The organism is Nocardia sp. NPDC046473, assembly GCF_040645995.1.
Lineage (GTDB): Bacteria > Actinomycetota > Actinomycetes > Mycobacteriales > Mycobacteriaceae > Nocardia.
In genome coordinates, this window is sequence record NZ_JBEYZJ010000002.1 from 391,145 (window position 1) to 408,064 (window position 16,920).

12 protein-coding genes are annotated in these 16,920 nt (G+C 68.3%); 6 read left to right on the plus strand and 6 right to left on the minus strand.

All coding sequences use genetic code 11. The features are described from left to right. Positions 1 to 65: 65 nt before the first annotated feature. The gene (locus ABZ942_RS07340) at positions 66 to 1,277 is read left to right on the plus strand and encodes a low temperature requirement protein A (protein WP_357379857.1); all 1,212 of its coding nucleotides are present in this window, start codon (positions 66 to 68) and stop codon (positions 1,275 to 1,277) included. Here ABZ942_RS07340 and ABZ942_RS07345 read toward each other — a convergent pair. The 4 genes from ABZ942_RS07345 to ABZ942_RS07360 all read right to left on the minus strand — a co-directional run bounded on the left by ABZ942_RS07345 (position 1,255) and on the right by ABZ942_RS07360 (position 6,539). Further along, positions 1,255 to 2,097: an ion transporter gene (locus tag ABZ942_RS07345; RefSeq protein WP_357379858.1), complete on the minus strand. Its 843-nt coding sequence runs from the start codon at positions 2,095 to 2,097 to the stop codon at positions 1,255 to 1,257. The genes ABZ942_RS07340 and ABZ942_RS07345 overlap by 23 nt on opposite strands. Before the next feature lie 69 nt (positions 2,098 to 2,166). Beyond that, on the minus strand, positions 2,167 to 3,789 hold the full coding sequence (locus ABZ942_RS07350) for a GMC oxidoreductase (RefSeq protein ID WP_357379859.1): 1,623 nt from the start codon (positions 3,787 to 3,789) through the stop codon (positions 2,167 to 2,169). 203 nt (positions 3,790 to 3,992) lie between these two features. Beyond that, the gene (locus ABZ942_RS07355; RefSeq protein ID WP_357379860.1) at positions 3,993 to 5,612 is read right to left on the minus strand and encodes an alpha/beta hydrolase; all 1,620 of its coding nucleotides are present in this window, start codon (positions 5,610 to 5,612) and stop codon (positions 3,993 to 3,995) included. A 159-nt stretch (positions 5,613 to 5,771) separates the two neighbouring features. Further along, entirely contained in the window at positions 5,772 to 6,539 is a 768-nt protein-coding gene (locus ABZ942_RS07360; RefSeq protein ID WP_357379861.1) for a sulfite exporter TauE/SafE family protein, read from the minus strand. Positions 6,540 to 6,807: 268 nt separating this feature from the next. Here ABZ942_RS07360 and leuA point away from each other — a divergent pair, with 268 nt between their 5' ends. Both leuA and ABZ942_RS07370 read left to right on the plus strand, forming a co-directional pair. Next, positions 6,808 to 8,601 carry a 2-isopropylmalate synthase gene (gene leuA, locus ABZ942_RS07365; protein ID WP_357379862.1) on the plus strand — a complete coding sequence of 598 codons (1,794 nt, stop codon included), beginning with the start codon at positions 6,808 to 6,810 and terminating at the stop codon, positions 8,599 to 8,601. A 327-nt stretch (positions 8,602 to 8,928) separates the two neighbouring features. After that, positions 8,929 to 10,572 carry an AAA family ATPase gene (locus ABZ942_RS07370; RefSeq protein ID WP_357380353.1) on the plus strand — a complete coding sequence of 548 codons (1,644 nt, stop codon included), beginning with the start codon at positions 8,929 to 8,931 and terminating at the stop codon, positions 10,570 to 10,572. A gap of 52 nt (positions 10,573 to 10,624) precedes the next feature. On the opposite strand, the gene ABZ942_RS07375 is transcribed toward ABZ942_RS07370, so the two are convergent. Together ABZ942_RS07375 and ABZ942_RS07380 are read right to left on the minus strand one after the other, a co-directional pair. After that, positions 10,625 to 11,884: a KasA/KasB family beta-ketoacyl-ACP synthase gene (locus ABZ942_RS07375; protein WP_357379863.1), complete on the minus strand. Its 1,260-nt coding sequence runs from the start codon at positions 11,882 to 11,884 to the stop codon at positions 10,625 to 10,627. 244 nt (positions 11,885 to 12,128) lie between these two features. Continuing rightward, positions 12,129 to 13,058 carry a LysR family transcriptional regulator gene (locus ABZ942_RS07380; RefSeq protein ID WP_357379864.1) on the minus strand — a complete coding sequence of 310 codons (930 nt, stop codon included), beginning with the start codon at positions 13,056 to 13,058 and terminating at the stop codon, positions 12,129 to 12,131. 133 nt (positions 13,059 to 13,191) lie between these two features. On the opposite strand from ABZ942_RS07380, the gene ABZ942_RS07385 reads away from it, so the two are divergent. The 3 genes from ABZ942_RS07385 to ABZ942_RS07395 all read left to right on the plus strand — a co-directional run bounded on the left by ABZ942_RS07385 (position 13,192) and on the right by ABZ942_RS07395 (position 16,894). Next, a complete protein-coding gene (locus tag ABZ942_RS07385) occupies positions 13,192 to 14,139 on the plus strand; it encodes an EamA family transporter (protein WP_357379865.1) in 948 nt (315 codons plus the stop codon). A 295-nt stretch (positions 14,140 to 14,434) separates the two neighbouring features. Further along, positions 14,435 to 16,207 carry an FAD-dependent oxidoreductase gene (locus ABZ942_RS07390; RefSeq protein ID WP_357379866.1) on the plus strand — a complete coding sequence of 591 codons (1,773 nt, stop codon included), beginning with the start codon at positions 14,435 to 14,437 and terminating at the stop codon, positions 16,205 to 16,207. A 51-nt stretch (positions 16,208 to 16,258) separates the two neighbouring features. Continuing rightward, on the plus strand, positions 16,259 to 16,894 hold the full coding sequence (locus tag ABZ942_RS07395) for a pyridoxamine 5'-phosphate oxidase family protein (RefSeq protein WP_357379867.1): 636 nt from the start codon (positions 16,259 to 16,261) through the stop codon (positions 16,892 to 16,894). Positions 16,895 to 16,920 lie beyond the last annotated feature (26 nt).

Sequence of the window (16,920 nt, forward strand, 5' to 3'; positions counted from 1 at the left end):
GAAATCGAGCGACGCGCAGCCCAGCAAGCACCCGTCGACCCGATCGGGGTGCGACTATGTGCAGCATGATCGGTTCCAAACGGGTTCGGCTGCAGGCGGTGGCCGAAGGTGAGTCGGTGACACAGCTCGAGCTGTTCTTCGACCTGGTGCTCGTCTTCGCGTTCACCATGGTCACCGACCTGGCGGCGGAAGAGACCAGTGTCAAGAACATCCTGCGCGCGTTTCTCGTGCTCGCGGTGATGTGGTGGCTGTGGATCGCCTACTCCTGGCTCGGCAACGTGGTTCGCGCCGACGAGGGCTTCGCCAGGGTCGCGATGTTCGCCGCGATGGGCGGTGCGTTCCTCGCCGCGCTCGCCATCCCCGAGGCCTTCCACGATCTGCCCGGCGGCTGGTACGGCCCGCTGGTCTTCGCGATCGCGTATCTGATCGTGCGACTGGTGCACGTCGGCATGTTCTGGCTGGCCAGCGCCGAGGACGCGCAGCTGCGCGGTCAGGTGCTGCGCTGGTCGCTCGGCTCGATCACCCTCGGCACCACGCTGCTGGTGATCGCGGCGATGACCTCCGGCGCGGTCCAGATCGGCTTGTGGATCGCCGCCATCGCGGGTGACTATCTGTGGACGCTGTTCGCGGGCACCGACTGGCGCTTGAATTCGGCCAGCCACTTCGCCGAGCGGTACGGACTGATCATTATCGTCGCGCTGGGCGAATCGATCGTTTCGATCGGTATCGGGGTTGCCGGACTGCCTATCTCGTGGCCGATCGCGGTGGGCGCACTGCTCGGGCTCGCGGTATCCGGACTGCTGTGGTGGACGTATTTCGATGTCGCCGCACTCTCCATCGAACACGAGCTCAAGCATGCCGACGGCGCACGGCAGATCAAGATCGCGCGGGGCGCCTACACCTTTTGGCATTTCCCGATGATCGTCGGAATCATCGCGCTGTCACTGGGTTTGAAGAAAGTCCTCTACTATGTCGGCGACGAGTCACATCACACGCTGAAAGACGCGTTGTACGGAATTCCGTTGTTCGCGTTGTACGGCGGAGTTGTGCTGTATCTGATCGCGTTGGTCGGCGCGAAACACTATGCGACAGGACAGGTCAGCCTGCCGCGGGTGATCGTCATCGTCGCGCTGCTCGCGTTGATCCCACTGGCCGCCGCGCTGCCCGCCTTGGCCGCACTGGCCATGCTGTGCGCGGTGCTCGCCATCCTGATCGTCTGGGAAACAATCCAATTCGCGCAGCCGCGGGACGAGATCAGGCACGGGGTATCCGACTGAGGTGATGCCGCACGCTGTGTTCGGCCGGCGTCGGGCCGTACGCGGACGGCGGCACCCGGACGTCGTTGCGCACCGCGTGCCGGATCTGATCGATGTTCTCGCGCAACACATCCGAGACCAGCTCGTCGGTGCGCGGATCCTCCAGCACCTGGAACAGGATGCGGAACGTGGTGTCGGCGATCAGCCGGATGATGTCGTCGTGGAACGGGATGTAGCGGACCCGGCCCGCCTGCGGGTCCTTCTTGATCAGCTCCAGGATCATCTCGTCCATCTCGGCGCGGTTCTCCTGTAGCGCCGCCGCGATATTGCGGGTGTAGTGGCCGGTGCGCATCACCGAGGCGACCTCGTCCATCACCGCGATGGTCATCGGCCGCTTGATCGTGTCCACGATGGTCATGACGAACCGGTTGACCACCGCGGCGGTGATCCGGTCACCGAACACGCGATCAGCGACCCGGCCGAGCCGGACCACGATCACCACGATCCGCAGCAACCGGAACCCGCGGAAGAACGGGCTGGTCACCGGGATCATGCCGAGGACCTCGTACCAGTAGACGAACGGGAACGTCCACGGCCAGCCCGCCCGGCGCCAGCGCCACAGGAACTCGACGGCGAACACGCCACAGATCGTCCAGTCGACGACCACGATCGTGTGATGGGTGCGCGCGGCCACGTCGAAGAAGGTGATCCAGACGACCAGCGCCACCGACACGATGGCCAGCGCCAGCATGCAGAAGTCGGTCCACAGCGCGGGCGGTTTACGCGGGTAATCGCCCTCCGGAAGTTCCTCGCTGACCGGAGTGGTACTCGCAGCTGTCACCTGGGTGTCCCTTCAACGCCGAACGGTCGTGCCGACATTAGTCGGCACGACCGCGCTGCGGCCGGATCGCTACTTCCCGGTGCGGATGATGGCCTCGATATTGCGCTCCGCGAGCGCGGCGATGGTGAGAGACGGATTGACCGTGCCGGTGCTGCCCGGAATGGCGGCACCGTCCATCACGTACAGACCGGGGTGCCCATGCACCCTGCCGTAGCCGTCGGTCGCCTTGCCGAGCACCGCGCCGCCCAGCGGGTGCGCGGTGAACAGCGCGTTGGCGTCGTAGCCGAGGGCGCCGTATTCGAGCACCGCGTCGGCCCGTTCGGCGATCCGGTGATCGACCGCGCGGGCCGCGGCCACCATGTCGTCGCGGTTCCGGCTCGGCCAGGACAGGCCGACCCGATTGGCGGCCGCGTCGTAGCCGAACCGCGCGCGGGCCGGGTCGAGCACCATGCCGAGCGAGGCGAGCGCGCCCGTCTCGAACGGAATGCCGGGGATGTACCAGCTTTCCAGGCTGAGCGGCAGGCCCGACTCGTCGAAGATCCGGCTCGCGCTCGGCACCCCCTGCCCGAAACCGGCCAGCGCGCTCGCACCACGGCCGAGCACCACGTCGCCGTTGGTCCCCCAGCCGTCGCCGACGTGCTCGTTGAGGTTGGGCAGTGCGCCGGTCGCCTGCGCACGGACCAGCAGCTCTGAGGTGCCGACCGAGCCGGCGCCGAGGAAGAGCTGGTCGCAGGTGAGCGTGCGGGTGCCCAGCACCTCGCCGGTCGGCGCCAGCTTCGTCACCCGGACCGAGAACCGGCCGCCCGGCTCCTGGGCGATGGACTCCACCTGATGGCCGGGGAAGATCGCGGACCGGCCGGTGCCCTCCGCGTACTTCAGATAGTTCTGATTGAGGTCGAACTTGGCGCCGTTGGAGTTGCCGAGGTTGCTGCGGGCGGCGGTGGCCGACTCCCGGCTCCGGCCGGCCAGCTCGGCCCGCAGGATGTCCCAGTTGAAGATCGAGTCGTTCGGCGTCGGCTGGTAACCGGCCTTGCGCACCTGGTCGTCCCACGCCCTGGAGTGCGCGAACGGCTTGGCGCCGTAGATGTCTCCCGGCATCGAATTGAGCCGCAGCATCTCCCGCACCCGCGGGTAGTAGACCCGATCCAGCTCGCCGTACTCGACCGTGCCGCCGAAGAGGTGATCGAAGAAGCGACGCTCCGGGGCCACCATCGCGCCGGTGAAGACCACCGACCCGCCGCCGACCGCGGCCGCACGCCAGACGTCGATGCCTGGATAGGTGGTGCAGTCGAGGACGCCGCCGAAGCTGGCGAATGTCATCGGCACCTTACTGACGCCGGTGAAGCTGGTGCGATGCCAGAAGCCGCGCCCGTCCGGCAGGTCGTCGCCGGTGAAGATCTCCCGCCATGGATCGTTGGGCCAGCGCGACCCGCGCTCCAGCACCGTGTTGGCGATCCCCGCCTCGGCCAGCCGCAACGCGGTGACCGCGGCGCCGAAGCCGGAGCCGATCACGATCGCGGGCGTGTGCTCGGGCGGGTCGGGTAGTGGGGCAAAGATTTCCGGTACCCACGACTGGAACAGCAGGTTCCACACCGGGTCCGCGGACGCCGGTGCGGTGGCCCGCAGCGTTGCCGCGGTAGCACCGAACAGCGCGGCCGTACCCGCTGCTTTGAAGAAGGTACGTCTTCGCACCCAGCCACCTCCCTCATCACGCATGGCCGAGCGCAGATTACCGGTATTCCCGCTAACTGAACAGTTGTTGCCTCACTGTCATCCGTTGCCTCCCTTCCATTGTCCCGCCGGATGGGACCGCGGCCGCGCCCGGCGGGGGGAACGGCAGGATGACGAGCAGGCCACAAAACGCTTGCGGCAGATGGACAACAGGGGTCGGCGGCTCAGTCCGTGAACGGTGCCCGATCGGCCTTACAGGTCGCGCCGGGCGCGGGGAGTTGCTGATCGATGAGGTAGCGCTCCTGCAGGCTCCGGGTGCAGTCGACGGTGGTGTCGTGTCCATAACCGCCCTCGACGACCACCAGGCGCGCGTTCACCAGGGCCTGCTGCGCCTTGCGTGCCGCGGTCAGCGGCGTGACCGGATCGAACCGGTTGTTGAACAGCAGCGCGGGTACGTCCGAGCGCAGGATCCACGGACCGGCGTAGCGCTGCGGGTAGCCACCCTGCGGGGTCGGCCACGAGGCGCACGCCTGCCGCAGGTACAGCCAGAACGAGCTGAAGGTGGCGTCGTCGGCGCCCAATTCCTTTGCCATCGCCGGCCATTGCTCCGGCTCGCGGGGAAAGGTGTTGTCCGCGCAAGAGATTGCCGTGTACGAGTCGAGGAATCCCGGCGGCACCGCGTTCGCGTCCAGGATCGCGCGCACGACGTCGGGGTTGCCCGCGGCGCCGCGCTCGAGTTCGGCGAGCAGTTGGGCCAGGGCGGGCCAGCCGTCCTTGGGGTCGTACAGCATCAGCGTGTGCGGCGAGATGACGTCGGCATAGCTGACCGTCCGGGCATGCTCGCCCTCGCCGACCACCACGGGCCCCTGCCGCAGCCGGTCCAGCAAGGCAAGATCGCGGGCGCGCAAATCCGCACCGTCGCTTGCCTTTTGGTCGCTGCGGATCTGCCCGATCGGATCGGCCGGCGCCTTGCCCGTGCTCGCGAAGGCGCAGCGCGACTGACCCGCCTGGGCGCACAGCCGGAAGAACTCCGACAGCACCTCGTCGGTGCCCGTCGCCGCGGCGGCGATCTCGGCACGGGTGTCGGAGGTGTAGGCGTCCGGGTCGATCATCGAGCTCAGGCTCAGCGCCCGCACCCGATCGCCGAAGACCGCGCCGTACACCTCGCCGAGATAGCTTGCGTACGAACCACCTTCGTAGGTCAGCCGCTTGTCGCCGACGGCTCGGCGCAGCAGATCGAGGTCGCGGGCGGCGTCGACGGTGGTCAGGTGCGGCAGCAGGGCGGCGCTGTCGGCCGCGCAGCCTGCCGACAGATCGCGGCTGAAGCGCGCCTGCGCGGCCTCCTGCTCGGCATTCACCGGCGGAATCGACGCGCCGGCCCAGAATCGTTGCTCCGCTTCGGCATCGGCGAAGCAGCGCACCGGCGAGCTGCGCCCGACGCCGCGTTGATCGAAGGTCACCACGTCGAAGCGGCGGGCGATCTCGCCGGGGAACATCGGACCGGTGCTCGCCCAGTGGATGCCGGAACCGCCCGGCCCGCCCGCCGCGGTGAAGAGGGTGCCGATGCGCCGCGACTGCTCGGTCGCGGGCTGACGAACCAGCGCGAGCCCGAGCGTCGGACCGTCCGGGTGCGCGTAGTCGACCGGCACCGTCGCCGTCGCGCATTGCAGCTTGCTCAGGGATTTCTCCTGGCACGGCGCCCAGTCCAGCCGCGGCGTCGGCGCGGCATCGGCCTGGGCGACCAGGTCGGCCACGGCCTGCTCATGCTTCTTCGGCGTCCCGCAGCCGCTCGCCGCCAGCGTCGCTGCCAGCGCGGCAACGACGACGATCCTCCACCCACGCATGCCGATCATCTTGTGCCGCAACGGCACGGCGGTCGTCCCCCGCAGGGATGAATTGCACCCTGAGATCGCCGATGGCGCCGACCCTGACGGGACCACTACGACCGGACCCGCCGCGGCACCGGCGCTGCGTCGCTGTTCGCCGAAGTCACGTGCCACCTCCTAAGTCATCAACAGTCGGACCACCGCGATGAGGCCGACCACCACGATGACCGCGCGCAACGCGGTCGGCGGCATCCGTCTGCCCATCTTCGCACCGAGCTGCCCGCCGATGATGGAGCCGAGCGCGATCAGCAGCACCACGCGCCAGTCCACGTCGGCGATCACGATGAAGATCAGCGCGGCCACCGCGTTCACCAGCATCGACAGCACGTTCTTGATGCCGTTGAGTCGCTGCATGTCGTCGTGCACGAACACACCGAGCATCCCCATCAACAACACACCCTGTGCCGCGCCGAAGTAGCCGCCGTAGACACCGGCCGCGTAGATCAGCACGAGCAGGATCGGGCCACCGTGCTTCGGCGCGGGACTGTCGCCGTTCTCGCGCCGCCGCTTGACCCACCGCGACAGCCTCGGCTGCACGACAACGAGCACCAGCGCCGCGAGGATCAGCACCGGCACGATCGCCTTGAACGCGTTGGCGGGCAACGTGAGCAGCAGTACCGCGCCGGTGATGCCGCCGAGCAGCGACGCGGTGCCGAAGCGCAGCAGTCGTTCGCGCTGTCCGGCTAGTTCGCGGCGATAGCCGTGCACACCGCTGATCGCGCCGGGCACCAGACCGATCGTGTTGGAGACATTCGCGGTCACCGGCGGCAGCCCGAAGGCGAGCAGTACCGGGAAGGTGATCAGCGTGCCCGAACCAACGATCGTATTGATGCCGCCCGCCGCGATGCCCGCACCGAAGACGGCCAGCTGTTCCAGCCAAGTCATAACACAATCCGTTCGACGTCCCGTCGGACCAAACGGTCCGTACAAGCGTTTGTTTCCGGCTCGAACGCTAGTGGCACGGTCGGTTGAACAGACGACGGGACCGGGGTTCCGGAGGCGTATTGCCACACGGTAAACTGCCGACATCATGCAGCGGGCACTTCTTCTCAGCCGCCGCGACGGGGTCTGATCGGACCGGCTCCCGTCGCGGGGTTTCGCCGCGCCGGTCGACCCACCCTTTGGGAAACACCACACCCTCGGAGTAATCGCCATGTCCCCTGCTGACGCCTTCGTATCCGGCTCGCGCACCATCACGCCGCCGTCCAAGCCCGCCCCGGCCGACCAGGCCGCGTGGAACGCGCAGAAGAACTCCTCGATGCCGACCTTCCGGTACCGGCCGTTCGCCGAGGAGGTCGAGCCGGTCACCGTGCCCGACCGCACCTGGCCGGACAAGATCATCGATGTCGCGCCCGGCTGGTGCGCGGTCGACCTGCGCGACGGCAACCAGGCCCTGATCGATCCGATGAGCCCGGCCCGCAAGCGCCGCATGTTCGATCTGCTGGTGCGGATGGGCTACAAGGAGATCGAGGTCGGCTTCCCGTCGGCCAGCCAGACCGATTTCGACTTCGTCCGCGAGATCATCGAGGACGGCGCGATCCCCGACGACGTCTCCATCCAGGTGCTGACCCAGTGTCGGGCCGAGCTGATCGAGCGGACCTTCGAGGCCTGCGCCGGCGCGCAGAACGTGATCGTGCACTTCTACAACTCCACCTCGATCCTGCAGCGCAAGGTGGTGTTCCGCGCCGACCGCGCGGCGGTCAAGAAGATCGCCACCGACGCCGCGGCGCTGTGCCTGGAAATCGAGAAGCGCTACCCGGACACCAACTGGCGCTATGAATACAGCCCGGAGTCCTACACCGGCACCGAGCTGGAGTACGCCAAAGAGGTCTGCGACGCGGTCTCCGAGATCATCGCGCCGACCCCGGACAAGCCGCTGATCATCAACCTGCCCGCCACCGTCGAGATGGCGACGCCGAACGTCTACGCCGACTCCATCGAGTGGATGAGCCGCAACCTGGCCCGCCGCGAGTCGATCGTGCTGTCGCTGCACCCGCACAACGATCGCGGCACCGCCGTGGCCGCCGCCGAGCTGGGCTACCAGGCCGGCGCGGACCGGATCGAGGGCTGCCTGTTCGGCAACGGCGAGCGCACCGGCAACGTCTGCCTGGTCACCCTGGGCATGAACCTGTTCTCCCGCGGCGTCGACCCGCAGATCAATTTCTCCGATATCGACGAGATCCGCCGCACCGTCGAGTACTGCAACCAGCTGGCCGTCGCCGAGCGCCACCCGTACGGCGGCGATCTGGTCTACACCGCGTTCTCCGGCAGCCACCAGGACGCCATCAACAAGGGCCTGGACGCGATGAAGGTCGCCGCCGACGACGCGGACGCCGACGTGGACGACATGATCTGGGCGGTGCCGTACCTGCCGATCGACCCGAAGGACGTCGGGCGCACCTACGAGGCCGTCATCCGGGTGAACTCGCAGTCCGGCAAGGGCGGCGTCGCCTACATCATGAAGACCGATCACGGGCTGGCGCTGCCGCGTCGGCTGCAGATCGAGTTCTCCCAGGCGGTCCAGCGGATCACCGACGGCGAGGGCGGCGAGGTCACCCCGAAGGAAATGTGGGACGTCTTCGCCAGCGAGTACCTGAGCCCGATCCAGCCGCTGGAGCGGATCCGGCAGAAGGTCACCGCGTCCGAGACCGACGGCGGCACCGACACCATCGCGGTGGTGGTCAAGGTCGACGGAGTAGAGCAGGAGATCACCGGCACCGGCAACGGCCCGCTCGCCGCGTTCATCGACGCGATCGCCACGGTCGGCTTCGACGTACGGGTGCTGGACTACTCCGAGCACGCCATGTCCGCGGGTGACGACGCGCAGGCCGCCGCCTACGTGGAGTGCGCGATCGGCGACAAGGTGGTGTGGGGCGTCGGCATCGCCACCTCCATCACAACCGCGTCACTGCGCGCGGTGGTCTCCGCGGTCAACCGCGCGCACTAGAACGCAATCGTTGTCAGCGCGTGCGGTGGTCTCCTCGACCAACCGAGCACGCTGATAGCGCAGGTCGAGTACGGTAGAGCCGGGCATGGTGGTCGTTGGTCGACCCCGTGCCCGGCTCTCGATCTTGCTGTCGGAGACCAGATATCAGCGGCGTGTCATACGGGCGCGTCCGCCTTACCTACCGCGACGCGAGCCCGCGAACCCCGTGCTAGCGTTGGTTTCGCACTCAAGCGCCGAGCTCTCTGCTCGTAGTCCCGAGCAGATGGGGGAACTGTGACAACAAACGACCACAACCCGACCTCACCGCCCTGGCTGCAGAGTCAATCGGTGGACACGGCCGACGGCACCGAGTCGGAGCAAGCCGCCGATTCCTCGGCAGAGCTGCCCGATGGGGAAGTGGCGGAGTCCGAGGCGGCCGAAGCGACGGACAAGCCGGACCAGGAATCGGCCGAGCCCGACTTCAGCGGCTCGACGGACCAGACCGTGTCCTATCCGCACGCGGCGATGCCGCCGCAGTCCTACGGCCCGCCCGAGGGTTTCCCGCCGCCGCCCGGCTCCGCCGAGCAGTACGGCGGCTACGCGCCGCCGAATGCCGGGCCGTTCGCGCCACCCGGCACATATGAGCCGTACCAGACCGGCCAGTACCAGCCGATGGCCGCGCACAGCGGTAGCCATCAGATCGCGCCCGAGCAGCAGCAGAATCCGGGCTACGGCGAATACCGGCAGGAGATCGGCCCCGACGGCCTGGTCCGCCGGGTGCCGCACGAGCACGCCGAAGCCGTTGCGCCGCAAGCTGATCAACCGGCCGGACCGATCTACAGCTGGGCGCCGCCGCCACCGCCGGTGACCCACCAGCCGCCGCCACCGCCCGCGTATCAGCCGCCGCCCGCCCCGATGGGGCAGCAGCCGCAGGGACCGCCGATGGGGCAGGTGCCACCGCCGAACTGGCAGGGCGGGCCGAACCCGCACCAGCCCGCGCAGCCGTTCCAGCCGCAGCATGTGCCCGCGCCCGGCCAGCCGGGCCACTCGGTCAACGACCTGAACCTGCTCAAGCGCGCCCGGCGCGCGCCGCGCAGCGGATGGCGGCGTGCGGTGCACAAGGCCACCGGCGGCGTGCTCAACCCCGGCGAGTCCGCGGCCGACGTCGTCTACCGCGACCTCGTCGACCGGGTGAATCAGCCGGTGCGCGGCGACTATCGGATCGCGATCCTGTCGCTCAAGGGCGGCGTCGGAAAGACCACCACCACGGTCGGTCTCGGCTCGACGTTCGCGTCGCTGCGCGGTGACCGCGTCATCGCGATCGACGCCAACCCCGACCTCGGCACCCTCGCCCACCGGGTGCCGCGGCAGACCCGCTCCACCGTGCGCAACCTGCTCGAGGACCAGCACATCAGCAGGTACTCGGACGTGCGAGCACACACCTCGCAGGCGCCGAGCCGACTGGAAGTGCTTGCCAGCGAACAGGATCCGGCAGTCTCCGAGGCGTTCAGCGAGGCCGACTACCGCAAGGCCATCGGCATCCTGCAGTCGTTCTACAACATCATCCTGACCGACTGCGGCACCGGCCTGATGCACTCGGCCATGGCGGGCGTGCTCGATATGGCCAGCTCGCTGGTGCTGGTCACCTCACCGGCCATCGACGGCGCGCGCAGCGCCTCGGCCACGCTGGACTGGCTGGACCACCACGGCTACGGCAAGCTCGTCGAGCGCACCGTCGTCGTGGTCAACGCCTCCCGCCGCGGCGCGTCCACGGTCGACCTCGACCAGTTACGCAAGCTCTTCCTCGACCGCACCCGCGCGGTCCAGGTGGTGCCGTTCGACGATCACCTCGCCGAAGGCGCGGAGATCGACCTGGAACTGGTCAGCAAGCCGACCCGGCGGGCCCTGCTGGAACTGGGCGCGATGGTCGCCGACGACTTCGGTTACGTCGGCGCGCAGCAGTACCACCACCCCGGTCCGATGGGGCACTAGACCCGAAAGATGTTGCGGCCCTGGCGTATACGCACCGGGGCCGCACTCTTTGCTAGTACTTGCCGAACAGGACCGCGGCGTTGTGACCGCCGAAGCCGTACGAATTGTTCATCACGTACCGGACATCGGTGTATCGCGCTGCGCCGCTGACGATATCGAGATCGATGTCGGCATCTTGGTTGTCCAGGTTGAGGGTTGGCGGTATCGCGCCGTCGCGCAGGCTCAGCACCGAGATCGCCGCCTCCAGTGCACCGACCGCGCCCACCGAATGACCGAGCGCCGACTTGGGTGCGTAGACCGCAGGGTGCTTGCCGATCGCGACGGCAATTCCCTTGGCCTCGGCCAAGTCTCCGAACGGCGTTCCCGTGGCGTGCGCGTTGACGTGGTCCACCTCAGCACCGTCGACGCCTGCGGTCTCCAGCGCACGACGCATGGCCCTGGCATTGCCCCGACCCTCAGGATCCGGCGCGACCAGGTGATAGCCGTCGGCGGTCAAGCCTGCCCCGAGCAGCCGGGCCAGCGGCCGGGCGCCGCGAGCCAGGGCGTGCTCCTCGGTCTCCAGCACGAGCAGGGCCGCCGATTCGCCGAAGACGAAACCGTCCCGGTCGCGGTCGAACGGGCGCGAGGCGCGTTCCGGTTCCGCCACCCGCGAACTCAGCGCGCGCATATTCGTAAAGCCTGCCAGCGCAAGGGCATTGATCCGGCCCTCGACGCCACCGGCGACGATGATGTCGGCCTCGCCGAGGATGATCGAGCGCCAGGCGTGCACCAGCGACTCACACCCCGACGAACAGGCCGACACCGGCGTGACCACGCTCGCCCGCGCGCCGAGTTCGAGCCCGAGGACCGCGGCGGGACCGTTCGGCATGGCCATCGGTATCGCGAACGGCGAGACCTTGCGGTAGCCCTGATCGCGCAGGATGTCGTTCGAGTCGACGATGACCTCGGCGCCGCCGACGCCGGTGCCGATCGAGATGCCGAGCCGGTCCTTGTCCACCTCGGGCGCGCCGAGGGTTTCCCAGATCCGCTTGCCCATCACGTAGGCGACCTGCTGGACGTAGGACATGCGCCGCTTCTTGATTCGATCGAGCTCGGCGGTCGGGTCGCTCGTGAACTTCGCGCCGATATCGATGGGCAGCCGACTGCGCTCGACCTCCGGGTCATCGAGCAACCGAACGCCGCTCTCCCCCGCCAACAGGCCCTTCCACGTGGACTCCGCATCGGCGCCGAGCGCGGAGGAGACCTCGACCGCGGTGACCACCACGCTTCGGAATCCACCGTTGCGAGTGGAGAACTCGGAGATATCACGCATCGTGTCAAAAATCCTTCATCGATTCGGACGGCCTGTCCTGCAATCTATTTCGCGAATGCATGATTCGACATGTACGGAACTCTCACAGGTCGCACCCGGCCGTTGTGGGAATGCGCCAACGACGCAACGGTGTTCGGCCCCCTAAGCTCTACAGCTGATCTCTGTACCTGCGCCTTCTCACCCCAGTCCACCCAGTGTCACGAAATCGCCTGTGGAAAGCCGACAATCGGCCCGGTAGACGAAATCAGCTCTCGCGCCGCATGGTCGACCGAGGTGCCGACTCCGCGACAATGCTCGCCGCGGCATCGCGGAAGGCCGCGAGGACCGCGGCGATGGCCGGGCTGCTCTCGGCCCTGGGGCGGGTGGCCAGCTCGAACATGCGGGCGGCGCGGACGCCGGTGAGGCGCAGCAGCGAGAGATCCTGGTGCACCACCGAGTAGCGGGGCATCAACGCGACACCGTAGCCACTGACGACCAAGGCTTCGATGACACGGAAGTCATTGAGCCGCTGGGCTATTCGAGGCTGCACACCGGTCAGTGTGGCGATCGAGCGGAGCACGTCGTCGATCGGGTAGCCGCCGCGCACGCTCAGCCAGGTCTCATCGGCCAGTTCCTCGGGCGCCACCGCGGCGTGGCCGGCCAGCCGATGGAACGGCGCGACAACGACATCGATGGGTTCGCGCATGAGCAGGCGCACCACGATGCGCGGGTCGGCGATGGGCGCGGCTCGCTCGTCGCGATGAGTGAGCACCACGTCGAAATCGGCGAGCAGCCGGGTGGCCTCGGACGGCGGCAGGTCGACGTCGCTCGCGACGAGGTCGACGCCGCTGTGCGACAGCGCGGACAGCACCAGCGGCAGCAGCAGCGCGCCCGCCGAGGGGAACAGCGCGACCCGGACCCGACCGCGCGGCGAGCCGCGATAGTTGGCCATCTCCGCCACGGCGCGATCCATCGCGGCGAGCACCTCGTCCGCGCGTACCACCAGCGCCCGGCCCGCGTCGGTCAGCCGGACGCGGCGGCCGTCGGGCTCGAGCAGCGCCACGCCCGCCTCCTTGGCGAGCACCTTGAGCTGCTGCGAAACGGCGGACGGGGTCATCGAGAGCGCGGCGGCTACGGCGGCGATGGTGCCGCGATCGGCGAACTCGCGCAGTACCCGGAGCCGCTCGACCGACATCGGCGGCCCATCCGGCTGGTCAACCACGGTTTTGCCGAGCCGAGAGCGACTCTTCGATCATGAAGTAAAACTACAGCAATAGTCCACATTAATTCGATTGTTCTGATGGTTAGTCGCGCGCACGATTGACCACATGACCGCTCGTGACCGCCTGCTCGGACTCACCGTCGTCCTACTCTGGGGACTGAACTTCCTCGCCCTGCGCGCGGGCCTCGACCACTTCCCGCCGTTCTTCTTCGCGGCGCTGCGCTTCGCGGTCATCGCGCTTCCGGTGCTGCTGTTCGTCCCGCGCCCCAAGGTCCGGATGCGCTGGCTCCTGTTGTACGGCACGGGTTTCGGCATCCTGCAGTTCGCGTTCCTGTTCACCGCGATGCGCGCGGGCATGCCGACCGGGCTCGCCTCGCTGGTGCTGCAGTCGTCCGCGCCGTTCACCGTGCTGCTCGGCACACTGTTCCTGCGCGAGCGGATCCGGCCGATACAGGTGGGCGGCATCGTGGTTGCGATGGCGGGCATGGCGGTGATCGGCTGGGATCGCCTCGAACACGCCTCCGTGCTGCCGGTGCTGCTGACGCTGGCGGCTGGGCTCGGCTGGGCCTTCGGCAATATCGGTGCGCGGCAGGCCACCGTCGAATCCCCCGGCCTCAACACCATGCACCTGACGCTGTGGATCGCGGTCGTCCCGCCGCTGCCGATGTTCGTGCTGTCCGCCGCGACCGAGGGCCCGACCACCGGCCTGCGCGCGGTGGTCGACTCCTTCTCCACGACCGGCTGGCCCGCGCTGGCCGCGATCGCCTACACCGCCATCCTCGCGACCGTGGTCGGCAGCGGCCTGTGGACTTATCTGATGAGCCGCTACCCCGCCGGCGTCGTCGCGCCGTTCACCCTGCTGGTTCCGATCGTCGGCATCGCCGCCGCGTGGGCGTTCCTCGACGAGACCCCCACACCGCTCTCGCTGATCGGCGGCGTGATCGTGATCGCGGGCGCGTTCGCCGCGACCGCGGGCAAGCGCTCGAAGGTCGACCGCGCCCAGGCCGCGGAGCTCGATGCGGCCGCCGGTACACCGGAACTCGTCAAGGCCTAGTTTGCAGGCGAATGCGCATGGCCGCCTGACACCGCGCGCACCCCGTCGTGCCGTCTGCTCCGCTCGTGTCGCCGAGCGGACCGGGCGGCACGGATATTTATGTGCGCCAAGAGGTTCGAGAAACTGACAGCACGGGTTTGCCTATCCGACAGCCGATATCGCTATGCTCACATTCGCCGACCGAATCAGCCTTCACCTCGGGCCAGGCGCGGGGCGGGTACGCCGGTGCGGACCTGCCGCTTTACAGTAGTGACAACGTGTAATAAAGGTCCCGAGGCTAAGCACAGAGCGGCGCATGGCAGAAAATCGGTGGACCGTATCGCGGAGGACATTGCTTCGCGGAACGGCTGTGGCGGGGGTAGCGACAGCGGGGGCACTGACGGCCGGCGCGCTGAGATCGGGGCCTGCCGCGGGTAGTCCGGGCAGGCGGGTCGCGGTACTCGGCGGTGGCGTCGCGGGCTTGACCGCGGCCCACGAGCTGATCGAACGTGGCTTCCAGGTAACGATTTTCGAGCGCCGCGCGTGGGGCGGCAAGGCGCGCAGCGTGCCGGTGCCCGGCACCGGTTCGGCCGGCCGGCCGGAGCTGCCCGGCGAGCACGGCTTCCGCTTCTTCCCCGGCTTCTATCAGCACGTGCCCGACACCATGCGGCGAATTCCCTTCCCGGGCAACGCCAATGGAGTCTGGAACAACCTGGTCGCGGTGCCGGAGGCCCGCTTCGCCCGGCGCGACGGCGACGACTTCCGGCTGCCGCTCGGCCCGCGCGCCCGCACTGGGTTCACCCCGGACAGTTTCCGCGAGACCCTCGGCGCCACCATCTCGACCACGCTGAACATGCCTGCCGCCGAGGGCATCTACTTCGCCAACCGCCTGCTGGTGTTCAACAGCAGCTGCGATGCCCGCCGCCTCGGCCAGTGGGAGCACACCTCCTGGCGCGACTACGTCGGCGGCAACGCGCGCTCCCACGAATTCCGTGCACTGCTCTCCCGCACGCTGACCAGCATCATGGTCGCCGCGAAGGAGGACATCGCCAGCGTCCGCACCATCGGCAACATGGGCGAGCAGTTCCTCGGCAACCCGGCCGAGATCGGCAACGACGGCGGTCTCGATCGAGTGCTGAACGGGCCGACCAACGCGGTCTGGATCGAGCCGTGGCTGCAGCGGATGCGCGAGCTCGGCGTGCAGTTCGAGCTCGGCGCCGAGGTGCGCGGGCTCGACGTGCGCGATCGCCGGATCGCGGCGGCCCGGGTGGTGGACAAGTCGGGCGCGCAACGCACCATCGACGCCGACTACTTCGTGGTCGCCGTGCCCGCCGAGCAGGCGCGCGCCCTGTGGTCGCCCGACGTGCTCGCCGTGCGCCCCGAACTGGCCACGATGGACCGGCTCTTCTCCGACTGGATGAACGGCATCCAGTTCTATCTGCGCAGGCCCGCCGATATCTCCCGGGGCCACACCGCCTACATCGACGCACCGTGGGCGCTCACCTCGATCAACCAGAACCAGGTGTGGGCCCGCAAGTTCACCGACTTCGGCGACGGCACCGTGCAGGACTGTCTCTCGGTCGACGTCTCCGACTGGAACACGCCGGGCATGCTGTACGGCAAGCCCGCCAAGGAGTGCACCCACGACGAGATCGCCCGCGAGGTGTGGGCGCAGATCGCGGCGCATCTCAACGATCGCGGCGACGTGCTGCGCGACGCCGACCTGCACTCCTGGCATCTCGACCCCGGCATCACCTGGCAGGACGGTCCACACCGCAACGCCAACGCCGACCCGCTGCTGATCAATACCGCTGGGTCATGGGAGTTCCGGCCGGAACCGCACGGCGCACTCGAAAACCTGTTCCTGGCAGGCGATTACGTCCGCACCAACGTGGACCTGGCCACTATGGAAGGCGCCAACGAGTCGGCCCGCGCGGCGGTGAACGCGCTACTCGACGTGGACGGCTCGAACGCCGAACGCTGCAAGATGTTCACGCTGTACCGGGCGGCCGAGCTCGAACCACTGCGCCGGATCGACGCGGATCGCTACGCCGCGGGCCAGCCCAACATGTTCGACGTCCAGCTCTGATGTGATCGATCTCCCCGCTGCCCACCATGATTCGGATGCTTGAATCGGGGTATGCGCGAGCCTGTAGATCAGATCACCGACCCCGTCGACCTGCGAAATCTGCTCGGCGAGGTGGGATCCCGCGCCGCGAACAAGGAGCGGGTCACGCTGCATCCCCGTGATCGCGACTGGATCGCGGCCACTCCGTTCCTGGTGATGAGTACCAGCGACGCCGCGGGCAACTGCGACGCGTCGCCGAAGGGCGATCCGGCGGGGTTCGTGCGGGTCCTCGACGACCGCACCCTCGCGATTCCCGAGCGCCCCGGCAACCGGCGGGCCGACGGCCACTTCAACATCCTCGCCAATCCGCACATCGGCCTGCTGTTCGTCATCCCGGGCCGCAGCCAGACCCTGCGGATCAACGGGCAGGCCCGGCTCGTGCGCGACGCCCCCTACTTCGACGACATGGTTGTGCGCGGCCACCGCCCGATCCTCGCCGTCGAGGTCGACATCGAGCAGATCTATTTCCACTGTGCGAAGGCGTTCCTGCGCAGCCACCTGTGGCAGCCGGAGCAGTGGCCCGACGACGGCCTGCCGTCCTGGCCGCACCTGGTCAAAGAGGTGCAGCCCGATACCACCGAAACCATCGAGGAACTCGAACGCCACTACGCCCCGGCCAACTACAACAGCAAGCTGTACCAGGGTTAGCCGCACCGGGTGGGCTACGCCACTGG

Coding starts and splice junctions, on each gene's coding strand:
- ABZ942_RS07340 (WP_357379857.1), top strand. CDS start 66: ATGATCGGTTCCAAACGGGTTCGGCTGCAGGCGGTGGCCGAAGGTGAG.
- ABZ942_RS07355 (WP_357379860.1), bottom strand. CDS start 5,612: ATGCGTGGGTGGAGGATCGTCGTCGTTGCCGCGCTGGCAGCGACGCTG.
- ABZ942_RS07360 (WP_357379861.1), bottom strand. CDS start 6,539: ATGACTTGGCTGGAACAGCTGGCCGTCTTCGGTGCGGGCATCGCGGCG.
- leuA (WP_357379862.1), top strand. CDS start 6,808: ATGTCCCCTGCTGACGCCTTCGTATCCGGCTCGCGCACCATCACGCCG.
- ABZ942_RS07375 (WP_357379863.1), bottom strand. CDS start 11,884: ATGCGTGATATCTCCGAGTTCTCCACTCGCAACGGTGGATTCCGAAGC.
- ABZ942_RS07380 (WP_357379864.1), bottom strand. CDS start 13,058: ATGTCGGTCGAGCGGCTCCGGGTACTGCGCGAGTTCGCCGATCGCGGC.
- ABZ942_RS07385 (WP_357379865.1), top strand. CDS start 13,192: ATGACCGCTCGTGACCGCCTGCTCGGACTCACCGTCGTCCTACTCTGG.
- ABZ942_RS07390 (WP_357379866.1), top strand. CDS start 14,435: ATGGCAGAAAATCGGTGGACCGTATCGCGGAGGACATTGCTTCGCGGA.
- ABZ942_RS07395 (WP_357379867.1), top strand. CDS start 16,259: ATGCGCGAGCCTGTAGATCAGATCACCGACCCCGTCGACCTGCGAAAT.